Below are 15,185 nucleotides of genomic sequence, written 5' to 3'. Positions count from 1 at the left end.
GCATCAGCAGTGGCAGGTGACGAACGGACAAAGCGCACTGGATGCACTGCTGCACATCTGCCATCGCTTGATAAAAATCAGAGTCCTGCAAGGGCATCGCCGGATACTGGCTTGGTCGTCGATATGTAATCGACAGGGATGTCAGGCTGGCCAACGGGCCAGCCTCGTGCTGCCAGGGCGAGGTCTGTGATGCTCAAGCTCAAACGTATGCTGTTGATTGCTCCCACCGAAATGATCCGAACTCCGGCATTCGATCGAGCGCGGGCCCTGGCCGAGGCCACCGGTGCGGCGCTGCACATCGTGGCGTTCGACTATGTGCAGGCGTTGGCGGTGGCCGGCCTGTTCGACCACGACGCGATGGCCCAGGCCCGCGAAGGTTACTTACAGGTGCATCGACACTGGCTGGAGCAGCAGGCACGGTTTCAGGCAGGCAGTGGCGTGCAGGTCACCAGCGAAGTGGTCTGGGCCCGGGCCACGCCGGCGCACATGCTTGAATACATCAATGACTATCGGGCTGATCTGGTGATCAAGGATGCCCATCATGTCCCGGCGCTGAATCGGGCGTTCCATCGACCGCTGGACTGGCTGCTGCTGCGCGACTGTCCGGCTCCCGTGCATCTGGTTATCGAAGCCCGTCATCCGCTGCCGCTGACAATACTCGCGGCGGTTGATCTTTCGCATCTGGAAGACCTGACCCAGGGCCTCAACGAACGCATCCTCGACCTGGCCGCAACGCTGGCAGGCGCATGCGGCGCGACCTTGCACATCCTCAACGTCAGTAACTGGTCGGTATTAGGCGATGCGGCGATGAGCGTGCCGACCCTGAGCCTGGATCACAGCCTGTGCGAGGCGATCAACGACACCCAGCAAGAGGCTTTTGATGCGCTGGCTGAACGCTATGACATTGCGATGCACTGTCGCCACCAATTGACCGGCATTCCGCATCTGGTGATCGAGCAGTTCGCCTCCCGGAGCCAGTGCGACCTGTTGGTGCTCGGCACTGCCTATCAGCGCGGGCTGGACGGCTTCATCGGCGCGACCGTGGAGAGTGTCCTGAACCGGGCACCGTGCAGCCTGATGATCGCCAAACCGTTGCCGGCCCCCGAGTGAGCGGGGGCTTCAAGCGGGGTGGGGCGCCTGTGCCACTCGGCTTGATTGTCTGCTTTGAGTTGACAGTGAAACGCTTTTCAACGGATTTATCCGTTCAGGCTGTGTCCGTAATCTGTGCCCATGTTCAACGCAACCCCAACCACCACAACCAAGAAAAGGGATTCAAACATGAGCACTGCAACCTACAACCGCCTGAACAAAGACGACGCCGTAGTCCTGCTGGTCGACCACCAGACCGGTCTGATTTCTCTGGTTCAGGACTTCACGCCGAACGAATTCAAGAACAACGTACTGGCCCTGGCCGACCTGGCAAAATTCTTCAACTTGCCAACCATCCTCACCACCAGTTTTGAACAAGGCCCGAACGGCCCGCTGGTTCCGGAACTCAAGGAAATGTTCCCCGACGCGCCGTACATCGCCCGCCCAGGCCAGATCAACGCCTGGGACAACGAAGACTTCGTCAAGGCCATCAAGGCCACCGGCCGCAAGCAGATCATCATTGCCGGCGTCGTGACTGATGTCTGCGTAGCATTCCCGACCCTGTCGGCGCTGGCGGAAGGCTTCGACGTGTTCGTCGTCACCGACGCCTCCGGCACCTTCAACACCACCGTCCAGCAAGCCGCCTGGAACCGCATGACCCAGGCTGGTGCCCAGATGATGAACTGGTTCTCGGTGGCCTGTGAACTGCACCGCGACTGGCGCAACGACATCGAAGGGCTGGGCAACCTGCTGTCGCAGCGGATTCCCAACTATCGGAATCTGATGAACAGTTATTCGGCGATTACGGCGGCGCAGAAGTAAGGGGTGTTGCCAGACTAAAAGCCTGCCTTGAAAGCAGGCTTTTGTTTTTTCAGGCGCCAGCAACGCTGATCATCACCAGCGCTAAGCTAATGCAAAAAAGATATTTGTCCGTCGTTTTTAATATCGTTTAGTTTTGGCTCACAGACGAACCAAAGCATCAAACCGATAGACCTCCCGATTGCCATGACGGCACACGCTGAATCGATCACAGGCTCTTCAGGTTTGATTCACACGGGAGTGAATCATGCCGCACGTACCAGTCATCAACACGCTGCCTATTCTTGATCTTTCGCTGCTCGACGGCTCGGCGCAGCAGCGCCGGCAATTTCTCGAAGACCTGCGCCATGCTGCTCGGGATGTCGGGTTCTTTTACCTGACCGGGCATGGCATCGACAGTGGCTTGCTGGCGCAGGTCCAGGATCAGGCGCGGCAGTTCTTTGCCTTGCCAGACGGCGATAAAAGCGCTGTCGGCATGATCAATTCGCCGCACTTTCGCGGTTACAACCGTGCCGCTTCCGAGATCACTCGCGGTCAGCCTGATCTGCGCGAGCAGTTCGATCTGGGGGCCGAGCGCGAGGCGTTACCGTTGCTGGCGGACAGTCCGCTGTGGGCGCGGTTGCAGGGACCCAACCAATGGCCGCAGGCCTTGCCGCCACTCAAGCCGTTGCTGCTCGAGTGGCAGCAGGCGATGACGCGTATGTCGTTGCGCCTGTTGCGGGCGTTTGCCGAGGCGCTGTCGTTGCCGGCCGATGCCTTTGACCGGTTGTACGGCGACAAGCCCAACGAGCACATCAAGCTGATGCGCTATCCGGGGCAGTCGAGCGCGGCCAGTCATCAGGGCGTCGGCGCCCACAAGGATTCGGGGTTCCTCAGCTTTCTGCTGCAAGACCAGCAGGCGGGGTTGCAAGTGGAGGTCGAGGAGGGGCGCTGGATCGATGCGTTGCCCCGCGACAACACGCTGGTGGTGAACATCGGCGAACTGCTGGAGCTGGCCACCAACGGCTATTTGCGCGCCACCGTGCATCGCGTGGTGTCGCCGCCCGAAGGCAGCGAGCGGCTGTCCATCGCGTTTTTCCTCGGTGCGCAACTCGACGCCGTGGTGCCGCTGTATCCGTTGCCGACCGTGCTGTTGCGCGAAGCACGTGGCCCGGCGAGTGATCCGCTCAATCCGCTGTTTCGCGATGTCGGCTGGAACTACCTCAAGGGCCGGTTGCGTTCGCATCCCGATGTCGCCCGGCGCTTTTATGCCGACGCGCTGATTCCCGCAGCACCGCTTCGCAAGACCGCCAACGCCTGATTCATCACTCGCTCAAGGACTCCGCACATGTTGAAAAAAGCAGGTTTGACCCTGGCCGTGCTCGGCGCGCTGGTGACTTCGTTCGGCGCTCAGGCGCTGGAGCCGTTGCGGGTGGCCGCTGACCCGGTGCCCCACGCGCAGATTCTGGCCTACATTCAGAAAATCGATCCGCAACTCAACCTCAAGGTCATCGAGATCCCCAACGGCGTGAACTCCAACGAGCTGCTTGTGCACGGCGATGTCGATGCCAATTACTTCCAGCATCTGCCGTATCTGAAATCCCAGGAGCAAGCGCTGGGGCAAAAACTCGCGGTGGCTGCCACGGTGCATATCGAGCCGCTGGGGATTTATTCGCGTCGGCACAAAAGCTTCGCCGAGGTGCCGGAAAAAGGCACCGTGGCCGTGCCCAACAACGTCACCAACCTGAGCCGTGCGCTGTACCTGTTGCAGGACAACGGGCTGATCAAACTCAAGTCCGGTTTCAACGATCCGGCGGCCGCTCAGGCAACGCCCAAGGACATCGCCGAGAACCCGAAACAGCTGAAGATCCTCGAAATCGAATCGCCGCAGATTCCCCGGGCCCTGGACGATGTCGACCTCGCCGTGATCAACGGCAACTACGCGCTGGAAGCCGGGCTGGTGCCGGCCAGGGATGCGCTGGGGCTGGAGAAGGCCGAGCACAATCCGTACGCCAACATTCTGGTGACCACGCCGACGTTGCAGAACGATCCACGGATCGCGCAACTGGCCAAGGACCTGACCTCGCCGCAAGTGGCGAAATACATCACCGATAACTTCAATGGCTCGGTGATTCCAGTGGTGGATGCCAAGCCATGATCGTCGTCGAGCAGTTGAGCAAAACGTATCCGTCGGCCGCTGCACCGGCGCTCGATCAGGTGTCGCTGAGCATTCCCGATGGCGCGATCTACGGCATTCTCGGACGTAGCGGTGCGGGCAAATCGACCCTGTTGCGTTGCCTCAACCTGCTCGAACGCCCGGACAGCGGGCGGATCCTGATCGACGGCGTCGACCTGTTGACCCTGTCGCCCAGCGACTTGCGCCGCCAGCGTCAGCGCATCGGCATGATTTTCCAGGGCTTCAACCTGCTGCATTCGCGCACCGTGTTCGACAACATCGCCGTGCCGCTGGAGATCGCCAACGTCGGCAAACCCTGGCGCCACATGCGGGTGCGCGAGTTGCTGGATCTGGTCGGCTTGAGTGACAAGGCGCAAGCCTTTCCCTCGCAGTTGTCCGGTGGCCAGAAACAACGGGTGGGGATTGCCCGCGCCCTGGCAGCCGAGCCGGCGTATCTGCTGTCAGACGAGGCCACCAGCGCGCTGGACCCGGAAACCACGGCGTCGATTCTCGAACTGCTGCGCGACATCAATCGGCAACTGGGCCTGACCATCGTGCTGATCACCCATGAGCTGGACGTGGTCAAGTCGATCTGTGATCACGCCGCGTCCATGGCCGGCGGCCGGCTGGTCGAGGCCGGGCCGGTGCCGCGCCTGCTGGCGGATCCGCAGTCGCGGCTGGGTGCCTCGCTGCGTCCGACTTGCGGTCTGCCACTGGGGCATGCCGCGCCGGGGCTGAGTTTTCTCAAGCAATACGGCGTACGGGCGGCCCAGTCATGAACCGCACGATCAACTGGGATGAAATCCTGCAACTGGTGTTCAACGCCACCGGCGAAACCCTGTACATGGTATTGCTCGCGGGGCTGTTCACGCTGCTGATCGGTTTGCCGCTGGGGGTGTTGCTGTTTGTCAGCCGGCGCGACGGACTGTGGCCGATGCCGCGGCTGAATGCGGCGTTGGGTTCGCTGGTCAATCTGGGGCGCTCGCTGCCGTTCGTGGTGATGCTGATCGCGCTGATTCCACTGACCCGTCTGGTGGTCGGCACGACGCTGGGCAGCACGGCGGCGGTGGTGCCGATCACCATTGGCGCGTTTCCGTTTTTTGCGCGGATCGTCGAGAACGCGCTGGACGAAGTCGACAAGGGCCGGATCGACGCGATCCTCGCCATGGGCGGCGACATCCGCCACGTGATTTTCAAGGTTTTGCTGCCCGAAGCGCTGCCGGCCTTGCTGGCGGGCATCACCCTGACGCTGGTGATGCTGATCGGTTTTTCCTCTATGGCCGGCGTCATCGGCGGTGGCGGGCTGGGTGATCTGGCGATCCGTTATGGCTATCAGCGTTTCAACAATGAAGTGATGGTCGCCACCGTGGTGGTGCTGGTCATCCTCGTGCAGGGCGTGCAAAGCCTGGGCGACCGGCTGGTGCGTTCGCTGGCCCATCGGCGTTAAGGAACTCTATGAGTGTGGCGGTGGTTTCCAGCTAACGTCTCGCTCAGCGCCCCTCATGCTGCTTGCGATACGCCCCCGGTTGCACCCCCACCGACTTGGCAAACGCCCGGGTAAACGCGGCAATCGACTGATAGCCCACCGCCGCGCATACCTGTTCCACCGTGTGGTTGGCGCGCAGCAACTGGCAGGCGTGGCGGATGCGCAGGGCCAGCAACACTTGCCCCGGCGACTGCCCGGCCAGTTCATTGAAACGCTTGAAAAACGCCGAGCGCGACAGGCCGATGCTCGCCGCCATGCTCTCCAGTGACCACGGCAATTGCGGTTGCTCGATCAACTGATCCAGCAACGGTGCGAACTGCGGGTTACGCGCCAGTGCCACGAGGCCGCCGAGGCTTTGGTTGTCGGCCATTTGCTGGCGCAGCACGTAAAGAAACAGCAGATGACTCAAGCGCTCCAGCAACGCCGAGGAGGGCGCCGGCAGGCGTTCGCATTCTTGCAGGATCAGTTCGAACAAGGCCCGCGCCGCACTGGAGCCCGGGTCGCCGGCGCGCAGGATGATCCAGTCCGGCAGGCCTTCGATGATCAGCGATGACAACCCGGATTTGAAATGAAAGAAGCCGCAAACCAGCCCGACACCGTCCTGCGCCTGACTGTCGAGCGCAGACATCGCCATGCGTGGCAGCGTTTGGGCGATGGCTGAATTGTCCGTGTTGGAGAGCCGGTAATTCAGGTCCCGCAGCAGGAACACCGCATCGCCGCTGTCCAGGCGCAAGGCCGCTGGATGACCTTCGATATGCAGCCAGCAATGGCCCTGCACGATCAGGTGAAAACTTGCGCGCGCCAGCCCGTGCGTGCTGGCGTGCCAGCCACCGCAATAGCGGCCGACGTGGAACAGGCTGGCGTCGAGTTCGAGGCTTTCTAATAACCAATCAACCAGTGGGCTGGACGAAATCATCTAATGGAAACACTCAGGAGCAAGTAATCGCTACTTTAGAATATGGATCGGAATTTTTATAACCAACAGACTTGCCGGACACTCATCAGCAGGAGTCTGCACCATGTCGCGAGTCACCTTACACACCCTGCAAAGCGCACCCGAAGCGGCCCGGCCGTTCCTCGAAAATGCGCAGAAAAATTCCGGGTTCATCCCCAACCTGCTGGCCGTGCTGGCCAACGCCCCGGCCGCGCTGGAAACCTACGTTACGGTATCGGCGCTCAATGGCAAGGCCGAACTCAGCCTCGCCGAGCGTGAAGTGGTGCAACTGATTGCCGCCACCCACCATGGTTGCGATTTCTGTGTCGCAGGTCATACCGCCGTCGCGCTGAATAAGGCAAAACTGCCGCCGCAAGTGGTCAGTGCGCTGCGTGAGAAAGCCACCGTGCCCGTGGAAAAACTGGAGACGTTGGCCGCGTTTGCCCGCGAAGTGATTGCCACCCGGGGCAAGGTCAGCGATCAGACCTTCAATGAATTCAAAGCCGCCGGCTACACCGAAGGCAATGCGCTGGAAGTGATCCTCGGTGTCAGCCTGGCGACCCTGTGCAACTTCGCCAACGTGTTCGCCGACACGCCGCTCAACCCCGAGCTGGCGCCGTATCGCGCGTAATCGGCCAGCGCTTCAGGCAGCATCGTCTATGGTTGATGCGGCTGCGTACAAGGAGAGAAACGACATGCTCAATCCGGCATTGATTCAATGGCTGGAACACAATGCCCAGGCCCTGGATGCGGGCGACGGCGATCCGCAGCAGGTGCTGACGCAACTGGCGCGGGCCGAGGTACTGCGCGTCGGCATCAGCCCGGCACTGGGCGGCAGCGGTGGTCACGTCAGTGATGCCGTGGAAACCCTGGCCGCCGTCGCCAGCCATTCATTGGCCGCAGCGTTTGTGTTCTGGGGCCAGCGCGCCTTTATCGAATACTTGCTGCACAGCCCCAACACTGCGCTGCGAGACAAATTGCTGCCGTCGTTGCTCAGCGGTGAACTGGCCGGGGCCACCGGTTTGTCCAACGCGATGAAGTTCCTGTCCGGCATCGAAGCGCTGCAAGTGCGCGCGGCCAGCGCCGCTGACGGCTGGACCTTGAAGGGGCGCCTGCACTGGGTGACCAATCTGCGCCAAAGCGGTTTCGTCGTGGCGGCGGCGATCGAGCACGAGGAGGGCGGTTCGCCGTTCGTGCTGGCGATCCCGGATGACGCTGCCGGCGTGCAACGTTCCGCTGATCTGCAACTGATGGGGCTGCAATCGAGCAACACCGCGGCCATCGATTTCGCGCACGTGGCGGTTGGTCGCGAATGGCTGCTGCATGAGGATGCGCGCAAGTTTCTGCCGGCGGTGCGCCCGGCGTTTCTTGGCTTGCAGTGCGGCATGGCGATCGGTCTGGCGCGCCGTGCGCTGGCAGAGGTCGAAGGGCATTTGCAGGACGGCCGCTCGATCCTGCTGGAGCCGCTGCATGAGCAACGCGAGCAACTGGCGCAGACCGTCAGCGAGCTCAAACAAGGCCTGCACGATGGGCGTTTTCTGACCCAACCGGGCGCCTTGTTTCAGATCCGCATTGCGCTGGCCGAATCCGCCGCCAGTGCCGTGCAATTGGAACTGCAGGCCAGCGGCGGCAGGGCTTATCTGACCGAGCACGGCAGTGGCTTCGCCCGGCGCTGGCGCGAGTCGGCGTTCGTGCCGATTGTCACCCCGAGTCTGGTGCAACTGCGCGCCGAATTGCAGCGGCAGAAACGGGAAGCGACGGCATGACTGCAGCGTTGCTGGAGGCGCACGGCATCAGCCTCGGTTATCCCCGGGAGCAGGGCTGGCACACCGTGCTGGAACACTTCGATCTACAATTGCAGCCCGGTGAAGTGGTGACGATTCTTGGCCCCAGTGGCGTCGGCAAATCCAGTCTGCTGCGGGTGCTGGCCGGTTTGCAGGCACCGCAGCAGGGCCGGGTGAGTCTGCTCGGCGAACCACTGACCGGCGCGCACCCTCGGGTGGCGGTGGCGTTCCAGGACCCGAGTCTGCTGCCGTGGCTGACCCTGGAAAAGAACGTCGCTTTCGGTCTGGATTTCGCCCGCCAGCCGCACCTGACGGCCGAGCAGCGCAAGGCGCGGATCGACCACGCGATAGCTGCCGTCGGCCTCGAACACGCGCGCTTGCAGCACCCGGCGCAGTTGTCCGGGGGCATGGCCCAGCGCACCGCGTTGGCCCGTTGTCTGGCGCGTCAGCCGCAGGTGTTGTTGCTCGATGAGCCATTCGGCGCGCTGGATGAAATCACCCGCGCCGACATGCAGCAATTGCTCCTGCAACTGATTGCCGAACACCACACCGCAGCCGTGTTGATCACTCATGACATCGACGAAGCCCTACTGCTCTCCGAGCGGATTCTGCTACTGGGTAACAGCCCGGCGCACATCCTCGGCGAGTGGCGCATCGACCTGCCTCAGCCGCGTGCCGAGCTGGTCGAGGAACTGGGCGCGCTGCGCATCGACATCCTCAAAACCCTTCGGCGGGCGAGCCGTAACCCCCTCACTCAACCTGTGCCCGCTACGTCGGAGATTGACCATGTGCCTGGACGACTTCACTCACACACGTCGTGACTTCCTCAAACTCAGCGCGCTGCTGACCGCTGGGGGTGCGTTGCCGCTGCTCAACAGCCTGAACGCCCGCGCGGCCTCCGAGCCGAACGCGCCGGTGCGCATCGGTTATCTGCCGATCACCGACGCCACGCCGTTACTGGTGGCGCACAACAATGGCCTGTTCGAGGCCGAAGGGCTTCAGGCCGAGCGTCCGGTGCTGCTGCGCAGCTGGGCGCAGGTGATCGAGGCGTTCATTTCCGGGCAGGTCAACGTGATTCACCTGCTGTCGCCGATGACCGTGTGGGCGCGCTACGGCAGTAAGGTACCGGCCAAGGTCGTGGCGTGGAACCACGTCGGCGGTTCGGGCCTGACCGTGGCGCCGGGCATCACCGAGGTCAAGCAACTGGGCGGGCAGTCGGTGGCGATTCCGTTCTGGTATTCGATCCATAACGTGGTGGTGCAGCAGCTGTTTCGCGACCACGGCCTGGTGCCGGTGAGCAAGTCGGCCAGCGCCGCGCTGGCACCGAACGAGGTCAACCTGCTGGTGCTGCCGCCGTCGGACATGCCGCCAGCCCTGGCGACCAAACGCATTGCCGGCTACATCGTGGCCGAGCCGTTCAACGCCCTGGCCGAGGAACTCAAGGTTGGCCGGGTGCAGCGCTTTACCGGCGACGTCTGGCGCAATCACGCCTGCTGCGTGGTGTTCATGCACGAGCAGGATCTGAACAACCGTCCCGAGTGGTCGCAGAAAGTGGTCAACGCCATCGTCAAGGCGCAGGTCTGGACCCGCGACAACCGCGCCGAGGCAGCCAGACTGCTGTCCAAGGACGGTACCAATCGCTACACGCCCCACGCGCAACCGGTGCTCGATCGGGTGCTGTCGCCGGTCGCCAGCGACCGCGAGTTGTACCTGAGCAGCGGGGCGATTCAGCACAGCCATTGGGACGAGCAGCGCATCGACTTCCAGCCGTACCCGTTTCCCAGCTACACCGAGGAACTGGTCAGGCGCCTGAAAGACACGCTGATCGAGGGCGACAAGGGTTTCCTCGCCAGCCTTGATCCGCAGCAAACCGCCAAGGATCTGGTGGACGACCGCTTCGTGCGTAACGCCATCGCGGCCGTCGGCGGCATGCAGACCTTCGGTTTGCCGGAAAGCTTCGAGCGCAGCGAGGAGTTCAGCCTCTGATGCATCAGCGATCTTCTGCGACTTTGCACGGCGCGTTGGGTGTCGCCGGGCTGGTGTGCCTGTTGCTGCTGTGGTGGCTGGGCGTACACCTGTTCGGCGGCAATGACGGCTTGGCGCTGCGTTTTTCCCCGCAAGCGACGCTCGCCAGCCTCGGCGAACTGCTGTTGCGCCCGGAGCTATACGAACACGTGTTGGTCAGCCTGAAGCGAATTCTGGTCGGCCTGCTGCTGGCGTTGCTGATCGGCGTGCCGCTGGGGCTGATGATCGGCAGCTATCGGCATCTGGAAGCGGCGACCACTCCGGCGTTTCAGTTTTTGCGGATGATCTCGCCGCTGTCGTGGATGCCGGTGGTGGTGATGCTGATGGGCGTTGGCGATCAGCCGATCTACTTTCTGCTGACCTTCGCTGCGGTGTGGCCGATCCTGCTCAACACCGTGGCCGGCGTGCGCCAGCTCGATCCGCGCTGGCTGCAGCTCAGTCGCAGCCTCAGCGCCACTCGCTGGGAAACCCTGCGCAAAGTGATCCTGCCCGGTGTGCTCGGGCATGTGCTGACCGGGGTGCGGCTGTCGATCGGCATACTGTGGATCGTGTTGGTGCCGTGCGAAATGCTTGGGGTCAGCGCGGGGCTGGGTTACTTCATTCTCGATACGCGGGATCGCCTGGCGTATTCGGAACTGATGGCGATGGTCCTGCTGATCGGCGTGCTGGGCTTTGCGCTCGATGCGTTTGCACGGTGGTTGCATCGGCGCTGGGCGCCGGCCTGAGCCCATTCGCGAGCAGGCTCACTCCTACAATGATCTCGGTCAGATTGCCAAATCTGTGTTAATCGCAGAGGCCTGTGGGAGCGAGCTTGCTCGCGAAGGCGGTGTGTCAGTCGCTAGAGATATTGCCTGTGCCAGCCTTTTCGCGAGCAGGCTCACTCCTACAATGATCTCGGTCAGATTGCCTAATCTGTGTTAATCGCAGAACCCTGTGGGAGTGAGCCTGCTCGCGAAGGCGTTGTGTCAGTCGCTAGAGATATTGCCTGTGCCAGCCTTTTCGCGAGCAGGCTCACTCCTACAATGATCTCGGTACAGATTGCCTAATCTGTATTAATCGCAGAACCCTGTGGGAGCGAGCTTGCTCGCGAAGGCGGTGTGTCAGTCGCTAGAGATATTGCCTGTGCCAACCTCTTCGCGAGCAAGCTCACTCCTACAATGATCTCGGTCAGATTGCCTAATATGTGTTAATCGCAGAACCCTGTGGGAGCGAGCTTGCTCGCGAAGGCGGTGTGTCAGTCGCTAGAGATATTGCCTGTGCCGGCCTCTTCGCGAGCAAGCTCACTCCTACAATGATCTCGGTCAGATTGCCTAATCTGTATTAATCGCAGAACCCTGTAGGAGTGAGCCTGCTCGCGAAGGCGTTGTGTCAGTCGCTAGAGATATTGCCTGTGCCAACCTCTTCGCGAGCAAGCTCGCTCCCACAGGGCTTAATGGTCTGTCAGGGGGTTGACGCCGGTTTCGCCAACGCAATGCCGGCTTCCCCCAAGCGCTTGAGAATCTCGAACAGCAGATCACTCTTGGTCCCGCCAACGATCCGTGGGCTGCCGACGTAGCCCGTTATCGTCAGGGTGATGCCGTCCGGCGAAAGCTTGCTGAAGCGCACGTACGACGCCGGTTTGTCGAGGATGTTTTCGTTTTCCCGGTAGGTGTTCAGCAGCAGTTCCTTGATCTGTTCGGGGTCGATGTCCAGCGGGAACATCAGTTCCAGGCTCGCCACCCCCTGGGCACTGCCGCCGAGGGTGACGTTGCGCAGGTTCTGCGAGATCAGCTGCGAGTTGGGCACGATGACGATGGAGCGGTCGCTGAGCTGGATTTCCGTGGCGCGCACGTTGATCCGGCGGATGTCGCCCTCGACGCCGCTGATGCTGATCAGGTCGCCGACCTTCACCGGACGCTCGGTGAGCAGGATCAGCCCGGACACGAAGTTCTTGACGATCTCCTGCAGGCCGAAGCCGATCCCCACCGACAGGGCGCTGACGATCCACGCCAGGTTGGTCCAGCGCACGCCCAGTGACGACAGGGTCAGGAGGATGACTGCGGCATAACCGATGTTGGAAAACAACGTGCTGAGCGACGCGCACATGCCCGGGTCCATGTCGGTCTTGGGCAGAAACTCATTGTCGAGCCAGCGGCGCAGGGCGCGGATCAGATAGATGCCGATCAGCAGCGCCAGCACGGCGTTGATCAGGTGAGCGGGTACGATGTTCAGCTTGCGCAAACCGGCGCCGCCGAGGATGCCCATGATGTTGGTGGTCAACTGGCCGAGCGTGGTGCCGATGCCGCCGACGAACAGCGCGATCACCGCCAGCAACAACAGCCCGGCGCGGCTGGCGCCGGACAGCACTGTCGAGATTTGCTCCAGCCGCCGGTCGCCCATGCCCAGTGTTTGCTTGATGGTCTTGCCGGCCGAATAGCGCGGCGAGAACAGGTATTCGCAGGCGTCCTTGACCACCTGAATCAGCAGATAGAACCCCGACAGCACGATATAAGCCCACACCAGTTCATAGGTAATGAACCGCGCCAGCGACACATAACCGGTGAGCAGGGCTAGGGCCGACACGCACATCGACACCGTGGCCACGCTGTAGATCACCCCGGCAAACGTGCTGCCGGCCTCCGGGTCATTGGCGGTGATCAACGCCTTGCGCACCTTGCCGGTGCGCATCAGCATCGGCACCAGAATCGCGATCACCACGATGGCAATCACCCCGCGCTGGGCGATCACGATCTGGCTGCTCATGCCGGTGGCGTTGCTGACCTGCACCAGCGTCACCAGTACCAACAGGGTGCCGGCGAGAATCCGCGGAAAAGGCCTCAGCGTCAGCGCCACGGCATCGGCAATCGCCGGCAACCGCCACGAGGGATGTTGCGTCGACAGCAGCGCGCGGCTCAGGGCGGTGATCAGGGCGCAGGCGTAAACGGCTTTTTCGAACTCCTCGGAAAAAGTCGACAGCATCGGAGTCAATGGCTCGTGGCGGGTGCAGGCATAGAACAGCAGGTGCAGGGCGATGGCCGTGGTGCCCAGGGTCGCCAGCGCCGAGGCGAACGCCAGTGCGCTACGGCGCAGGCGCCCCTCCGGCATACGATGGATGCACACCCAGGTCAGCCCGCGCTCGGCGAAGCGGCGTCCGAGGGTCCAGAACACCAGGGCCAACAGCACCAGCACGCAAGTGAAAAAACGCTGCCCGGGGGCCCACACCGTGGCCCACGTGCTGTTCACTTGAGCGATGAAAAAATTCAGCCGCTGTCTGTCGTCGGGGGCCGGCGAAACCAATGGCGACCAGAAGTCCGGACTCAGAATACTGTCGGTGCGCAGCGTCAGTTCGCTTTCGAGTAGCGTGCGCCGGATGCCGGCAATTTGTGTGATCAGGTCGGCGGCGCTTTGTTTGAGCGCGGTGAGACTCTTGAGCGTCGCATCGACTTTGTTCTTTTGCTCACTGAGTGTCGCCCGTTGCGCGGCGATATCGACTTGTTCAGCAGCAATCTGGGTATCCGGCGCCGCGCCGAGTACGCCCAATTGCACCGCCAGTTGCGCCTGCTGCGGCAACAACGACGCCGACAACCGATCGACATCCAGGATGAACGTCTGCACCCGGTCCTGCGGGCCTTCTAGCTGGTTGTAATTGTTGGCGGCGGAAATCTGCTGCTTCAACCCGTCGAGGCGCAATTGCAGGGCTTGCAGATCGCTTTGCGACACCTCCACCAGCGGCGCCGTGGTGGTCACCGACGGCGCCGGCAAATCCGCCGCCCACAGCGCCGATCCGCTCGGAGCGAGCAGGGCCAGCGTCACAAATAACAATGACTTCAAGGCGTTGCGCATGGGCAGGACCGGTTCTCGTTGATCACACAAACTATGAGGTTAGGTGATCGAACCGGCCGACGAGAAAAATTTCAGCCGGGCAGGGCAGGTGCTGTTCACGCCTGCCTGACAATATCGACCGAGATCTCCACCGCCGCAACCGTGCCTCTGTTCTCCAGCCAGTGCGTGGTGTGCCTGTCCTCGGGCCAGCCCACGCCCGGCCCATAGTCCCTGGCGACGCCATCTCGATGATCAGTGATGATGCCTTGCAGTATGTAAACGGTGCCTGGCCGGTCTACATGGTTGTGAATCGGCCCGAAGACGCCGCCAGGTTCGATGGTCACCCTGCGCATCCTGAGTTGGCGCCCGGCCATGCCTTCGATCTCCGGGCCAAGATCAATCGTTGCCAGTAACTCCACCGAAACGCCTTTTGTCTCAGGTGCCATCTGATCGTTGTTCATCGCGCGCACCGCTTTGTAGGTACAGGGCCTAATCAGCAGTAGACACCTTAAATGGTGTGAGGGGCAGAGAGGCGACAAAGGGTCGATTTGCGGCTGTCTGTGGCGGCCAACGATAGGCCAGAAATGCGCACAGCTCGGTCGTCGACGCTTCGTATGAGGCAATAGGCGAAGTACTTCAGCATGCAGCAACAGGCTCTGGTGCGTGCTCACCACGCACCAGGCTCGTCTGAATAATTACCACTGGCCGCTTCCGAGACAAGCGACGATTTCCCAACCGCTGTATTCCCACCAGGAATATCGATCATCGGAGCAACTTCTGGCCAGGCTGGCCATCTGGATTGCGCCAGCCGTTCGATGGGTTCCGAACGGCGTGTCGATAGAGGCTGTTACCTGATTGACGGTCTGGGGAGCCTTGAGGGTGGTCGGATGCACGGAAGCATTCGCGATCGTTGCGGTGAAAGCGAGCATCGTGGATACGGCCAGAGCAGTAATGGACTTTTTCATGTTCGAATCCTTTCAGTTATCTGACATGCGGCTTAAGCATTGGCCTGACCTGCCTTAATCGATAATCCGAACAGATCGGGCACTCGCGCAGTTGACGCCATGCAAGCCTACTACCGCGTTGCCTCCC

At 61.9% G+C, this 15,185-nt stretch carries 15 protein-coding genes; 11 read left to right on the top strand and 4 right to left on the bottom strand.

Going from position 1 to position 15,185, the window contains the following annotated elements:
* Positions 1 to 189: 189 nt before the first annotated feature.
* From KKQ10_RS08405 to KKQ10_RS08380, 6 genes are all read left to right on the top strand, one after another.
* Positions 190 to 1,110 (top strand): universal stress protein, encoded by a 921-nt coding sequence (locus KKQ10_RS08405; RefSeq protein ID WP_215500798.1) that lies wholly within the window; start codon positions 190 to 192, stop codon positions 1,108 to 1,110.
* 168 nt (positions 1,111 to 1,278) lie between these two features.
* Positions 1,279 to 1,911 carry an isochorismate family cysteine hydrolase YcaC gene (gene ycaC / locus KKQ10_RS08400; RefSeq protein ID WP_215500797.1) on the top strand — a complete coding sequence of 211 codons (633 nt, stop codon included), beginning with the start codon at positions 1,279 to 1,281 and terminating at the stop codon, positions 1,909 to 1,911.
* A 244-nt stretch (positions 1,912 to 2,155) separates the two neighbouring features.
* Complete coding sequence (locus KKQ10_RS08395; RefSeq protein ID WP_215500796.1) at positions 2,156 to 3,208, top strand: isopenicillin N synthase family dioxygenase; 1,053 nt, start codon at positions 2,156 to 2,158, stop codon at positions 3,206 to 3,208.
* A 27-nt stretch (positions 3,209 to 3,235) separates the two neighbouring features.
* Positions 3,236 to 4,045: a MetQ/NlpA family ABC transporter substrate-binding protein gene (locus tag KKQ10_RS08390; protein WP_215500795.1), complete on the top strand. Its 810-nt coding sequence runs from the start codon at positions 3,236 to 3,238 to the stop codon at positions 4,043 to 4,045.
* Positions 4,042 to 4,842 carry a methionine ABC transporter ATP-binding protein gene (locus tag KKQ10_RS08385; protein WP_215500794.1) on the top strand — a complete coding sequence of 267 codons (801 nt, stop codon included), beginning with the start codon at positions 4,042 to 4,044 and terminating at the stop codon, positions 4,840 to 4,842. The genes KKQ10_RS08390 and KKQ10_RS08385 overlap by 4 nt, the downstream gene beginning before the upstream one ends.
* Positions 4,839 to 5,510 (top strand): methionine ABC transporter permease, encoded by a 672-nt coding sequence (locus KKQ10_RS08380; RefSeq protein WP_215500793.1) that lies wholly within the window; start codon positions 4,839 to 4,841, stop codon positions 5,508 to 5,510. Before KKQ10_RS08385 ends, KKQ10_RS08380 begins: the two co-directional genes overlap by 4 nt.
* A 43-nt stretch (positions 5,511 to 5,553) precedes the next feature.
* On the opposite strand, the gene KKQ10_RS08375 is transcribed toward KKQ10_RS08380, so the two are convergent.
* Positions 5,554 to 6,465: an AraC family transcriptional regulator gene (locus KKQ10_RS08375; protein WP_215500792.1), complete on the bottom strand. Its 912-nt coding sequence runs from the start codon at positions 6,463 to 6,465 to the stop codon at positions 5,554 to 5,556.
* Between the two features lie 103 nt (positions 6,466 to 6,568).
* Between KKQ10_RS08375 and KKQ10_RS08370 the strand changes: the two genes are divergently transcribed.
* The 5 genes from KKQ10_RS08370 (at position 6,569) to KKQ10_RS08350 (ending at position 11,017) form a co-directional block, all read left to right on the top strand.
* The gene (locus tag KKQ10_RS08370; protein WP_127651895.1) at positions 6,569 to 7,114 is read left to right on the top strand and encodes a carboxymuconolactone decarboxylase family protein; all 546 of its coding nucleotides are present in this window, start codon (positions 6,569 to 6,571) and stop codon (positions 7,112 to 7,114) included.
* 64 nt (positions 7,115 to 7,178) lie between these two features.
* Positions 7,179 to 8,249 (top strand): acyl-CoA dehydrogenase family protein, encoded by a 1,071-nt coding sequence (locus KKQ10_RS08365; protein WP_127651896.1) that lies wholly within the window; start codon positions 7,179 to 7,181, stop codon positions 8,247 to 8,249.
* Positions 8,246 to 9,088 (top strand): ABC transporter ATP-binding protein, encoded by an 843-nt coding sequence (locus KKQ10_RS08360; protein WP_127651897.1) that lies wholly within the window; start codon positions 8,246 to 8,248, stop codon positions 9,086 to 9,088. Before KKQ10_RS08365 ends, KKQ10_RS08360 begins: the two co-directional genes overlap by 4 nt.
* On the top strand, positions 9,054 to 10,253 hold the full coding sequence (locus KKQ10_RS08355) for an ABC transporter substrate-binding protein (RefSeq protein WP_215500791.1): 1,200 nt from the start codon (positions 9,054 to 9,056) through the stop codon (positions 10,251 to 10,253). The genes KKQ10_RS08360 and KKQ10_RS08355 overlap by 35 nt, the downstream gene beginning before the upstream one ends.
* A complete protein-coding gene (locus tag KKQ10_RS08350; RefSeq protein WP_215500790.1) occupies positions 10,253 to 11,017 on the top strand; it encodes an ABC transporter permease in 765 nt (254 codons plus the stop codon). Before KKQ10_RS08355 ends, KKQ10_RS08350 begins: the two co-directional genes overlap by 1 nt.
* A 715-nt stretch (positions 11,018 to 11,732) precedes the next feature.
* Here the strand turns inward: KKQ10_RS08350 and KKQ10_RS08345 are convergent.
* The 3 genes from KKQ10_RS08345 to KKQ10_RS08335 all read right to left on the bottom strand — a co-directional run bounded on the left by KKQ10_RS08345 (position 11,733) and on the right by KKQ10_RS08335 (position 15,058).
* The gene (locus KKQ10_RS08345; protein ID WP_215500789.1) at positions 11,733 to 14,114 is read right to left on the bottom strand and encodes a DUF3772 domain-containing protein; all 2,382 of its coding nucleotides are present in this window, start codon (positions 14,112 to 14,114) and stop codon (positions 11,733 to 11,735) included.
* 95 nt (positions 14,115 to 14,209) lie between these two features.
* Entirely contained in the window at positions 14,210 to 14,554 is a 345-nt protein-coding gene (locus KKQ10_RS08340; protein ID WP_127651901.1) for a cupin domain-containing protein, read from the bottom strand.
* A 234-nt stretch (positions 14,555 to 14,788) separates the two neighbouring features.
* A complete protein-coding gene (locus tag KKQ10_RS08335) occupies positions 14,789 to 15,058 on the bottom strand; it encodes a hypothetical protein (protein ID WP_127651902.1) in 270 nt (89 codons plus the stop codon).
* Positions 15,059 to 15,185 lie beyond the last annotated feature (127 nt).

Source organism: Pseudomonas sp. MG-9 (genome assembly GCF_018729515.1).
In the GTDB taxonomy this organism is placed as follows: domain Bacteria; phylum Pseudomonadota; class Gammaproteobacteria; order Pseudomonadales; family Pseudomonadaceae; genus Aquipseudomonas; species Aquipseudomonas serboccidentalis.
This window is presented reverse-complemented; position numbering and strand designations above follow the sequence as displayed.

Bases quoted from the DNA above. Each gene is read 5' to 3' on its own strand.
- KKQ10_RS08405 (WP_215500798.1), top strand. From the start codon at position 190: ATGCTCAAGCTCAAACGTATGCTGTTGATTGCTCCCACCGAAATGATC.
- ycaC (WP_215500797.1), top strand. From the start codon at position 1,279: ATGAGCACTGCAACCTACAACCGCCTGAACAAAGACGACGCCGTAGTC.
- KKQ10_RS08395 (WP_215500796.1), top strand. From the start codon at position 2,156: ATGCCGCACGTACCAGTCATCAACACGCTGCCTATTCTTGATCTTTCG.
- KKQ10_RS08390 (WP_215500795.1), top strand. From the start codon at position 3,236: ATGTTGAAAAAAGCAGGTTTGACCCTGGCCGTGCTCGGCGCGCTGGTG.
- KKQ10_RS08385 (WP_215500794.1), top strand. From the start codon at position 4,042: ATGATCGTCGTCGAGCAGTTGAGCAAAACGTATCCGTCGGCCGCTGCA.
- KKQ10_RS08380 (WP_215500793.1), top strand. From the start codon at position 4,839: ATGAACCGCACGATCAACTGGGATGAAATCCTGCAACTGGTGTTCAAC.
- KKQ10_RS08375 (WP_215500792.1), bottom strand. From the start codon at position 6,465: ATGATTTCGTCCAGCCCACTGGTTGATTGGTTATTAGAAAGCCTCGAA.
- KKQ10_RS08370 (WP_127651895.1), top strand. From the start codon at position 6,569: ATGTCGCGAGTCACCTTACACACCCTGCAAAGCGCACCCGAAGCGGCC.
- KKQ10_RS08365 (WP_127651896.1), top strand. From the start codon at position 7,179: ATGCTCAATCCGGCATTGATTCAATGGCTGGAACACAATGCCCAGGCC.
- KKQ10_RS08360 (WP_127651897.1), top strand. From the start codon at position 8,246: ATGACTGCAGCGTTGCTGGAGGCGCACGGCATCAGCCTCGGTTATCCC.
- KKQ10_RS08355 (WP_215500791.1), top strand. From the start codon at position 9,054: ATGTGCCTGGACGACTTCACTCACACACGTCGTGACTTCCTCAAACTC.
- KKQ10_RS08350 (WP_215500790.1), top strand. From the start codon at position 10,253: ATGCATCAGCGATCTTCTGCGACTTTGCACGGCGCGTTGGGTGTCGCC.
- KKQ10_RS08345 (WP_215500789.1), bottom strand. From the start codon at position 14,114: ATGCGCAACGCCTTGAAGTCATTGTTATTTGTGACGCTGGCCCTGCTC.
- KKQ10_RS08340 (WP_127651901.1), bottom strand. From the start codon at position 14,554: ATGAACAACGATCAGATGGCACCTGAGACAAAAGGCGTTTCGGTGGAG.
- KKQ10_RS08335 (WP_127651902.1), bottom strand. From the start codon at position 15,058: ATGAAAAAGTCCATTACTGCTCTGGCCGTATCCACGATGCTCGCTTTC.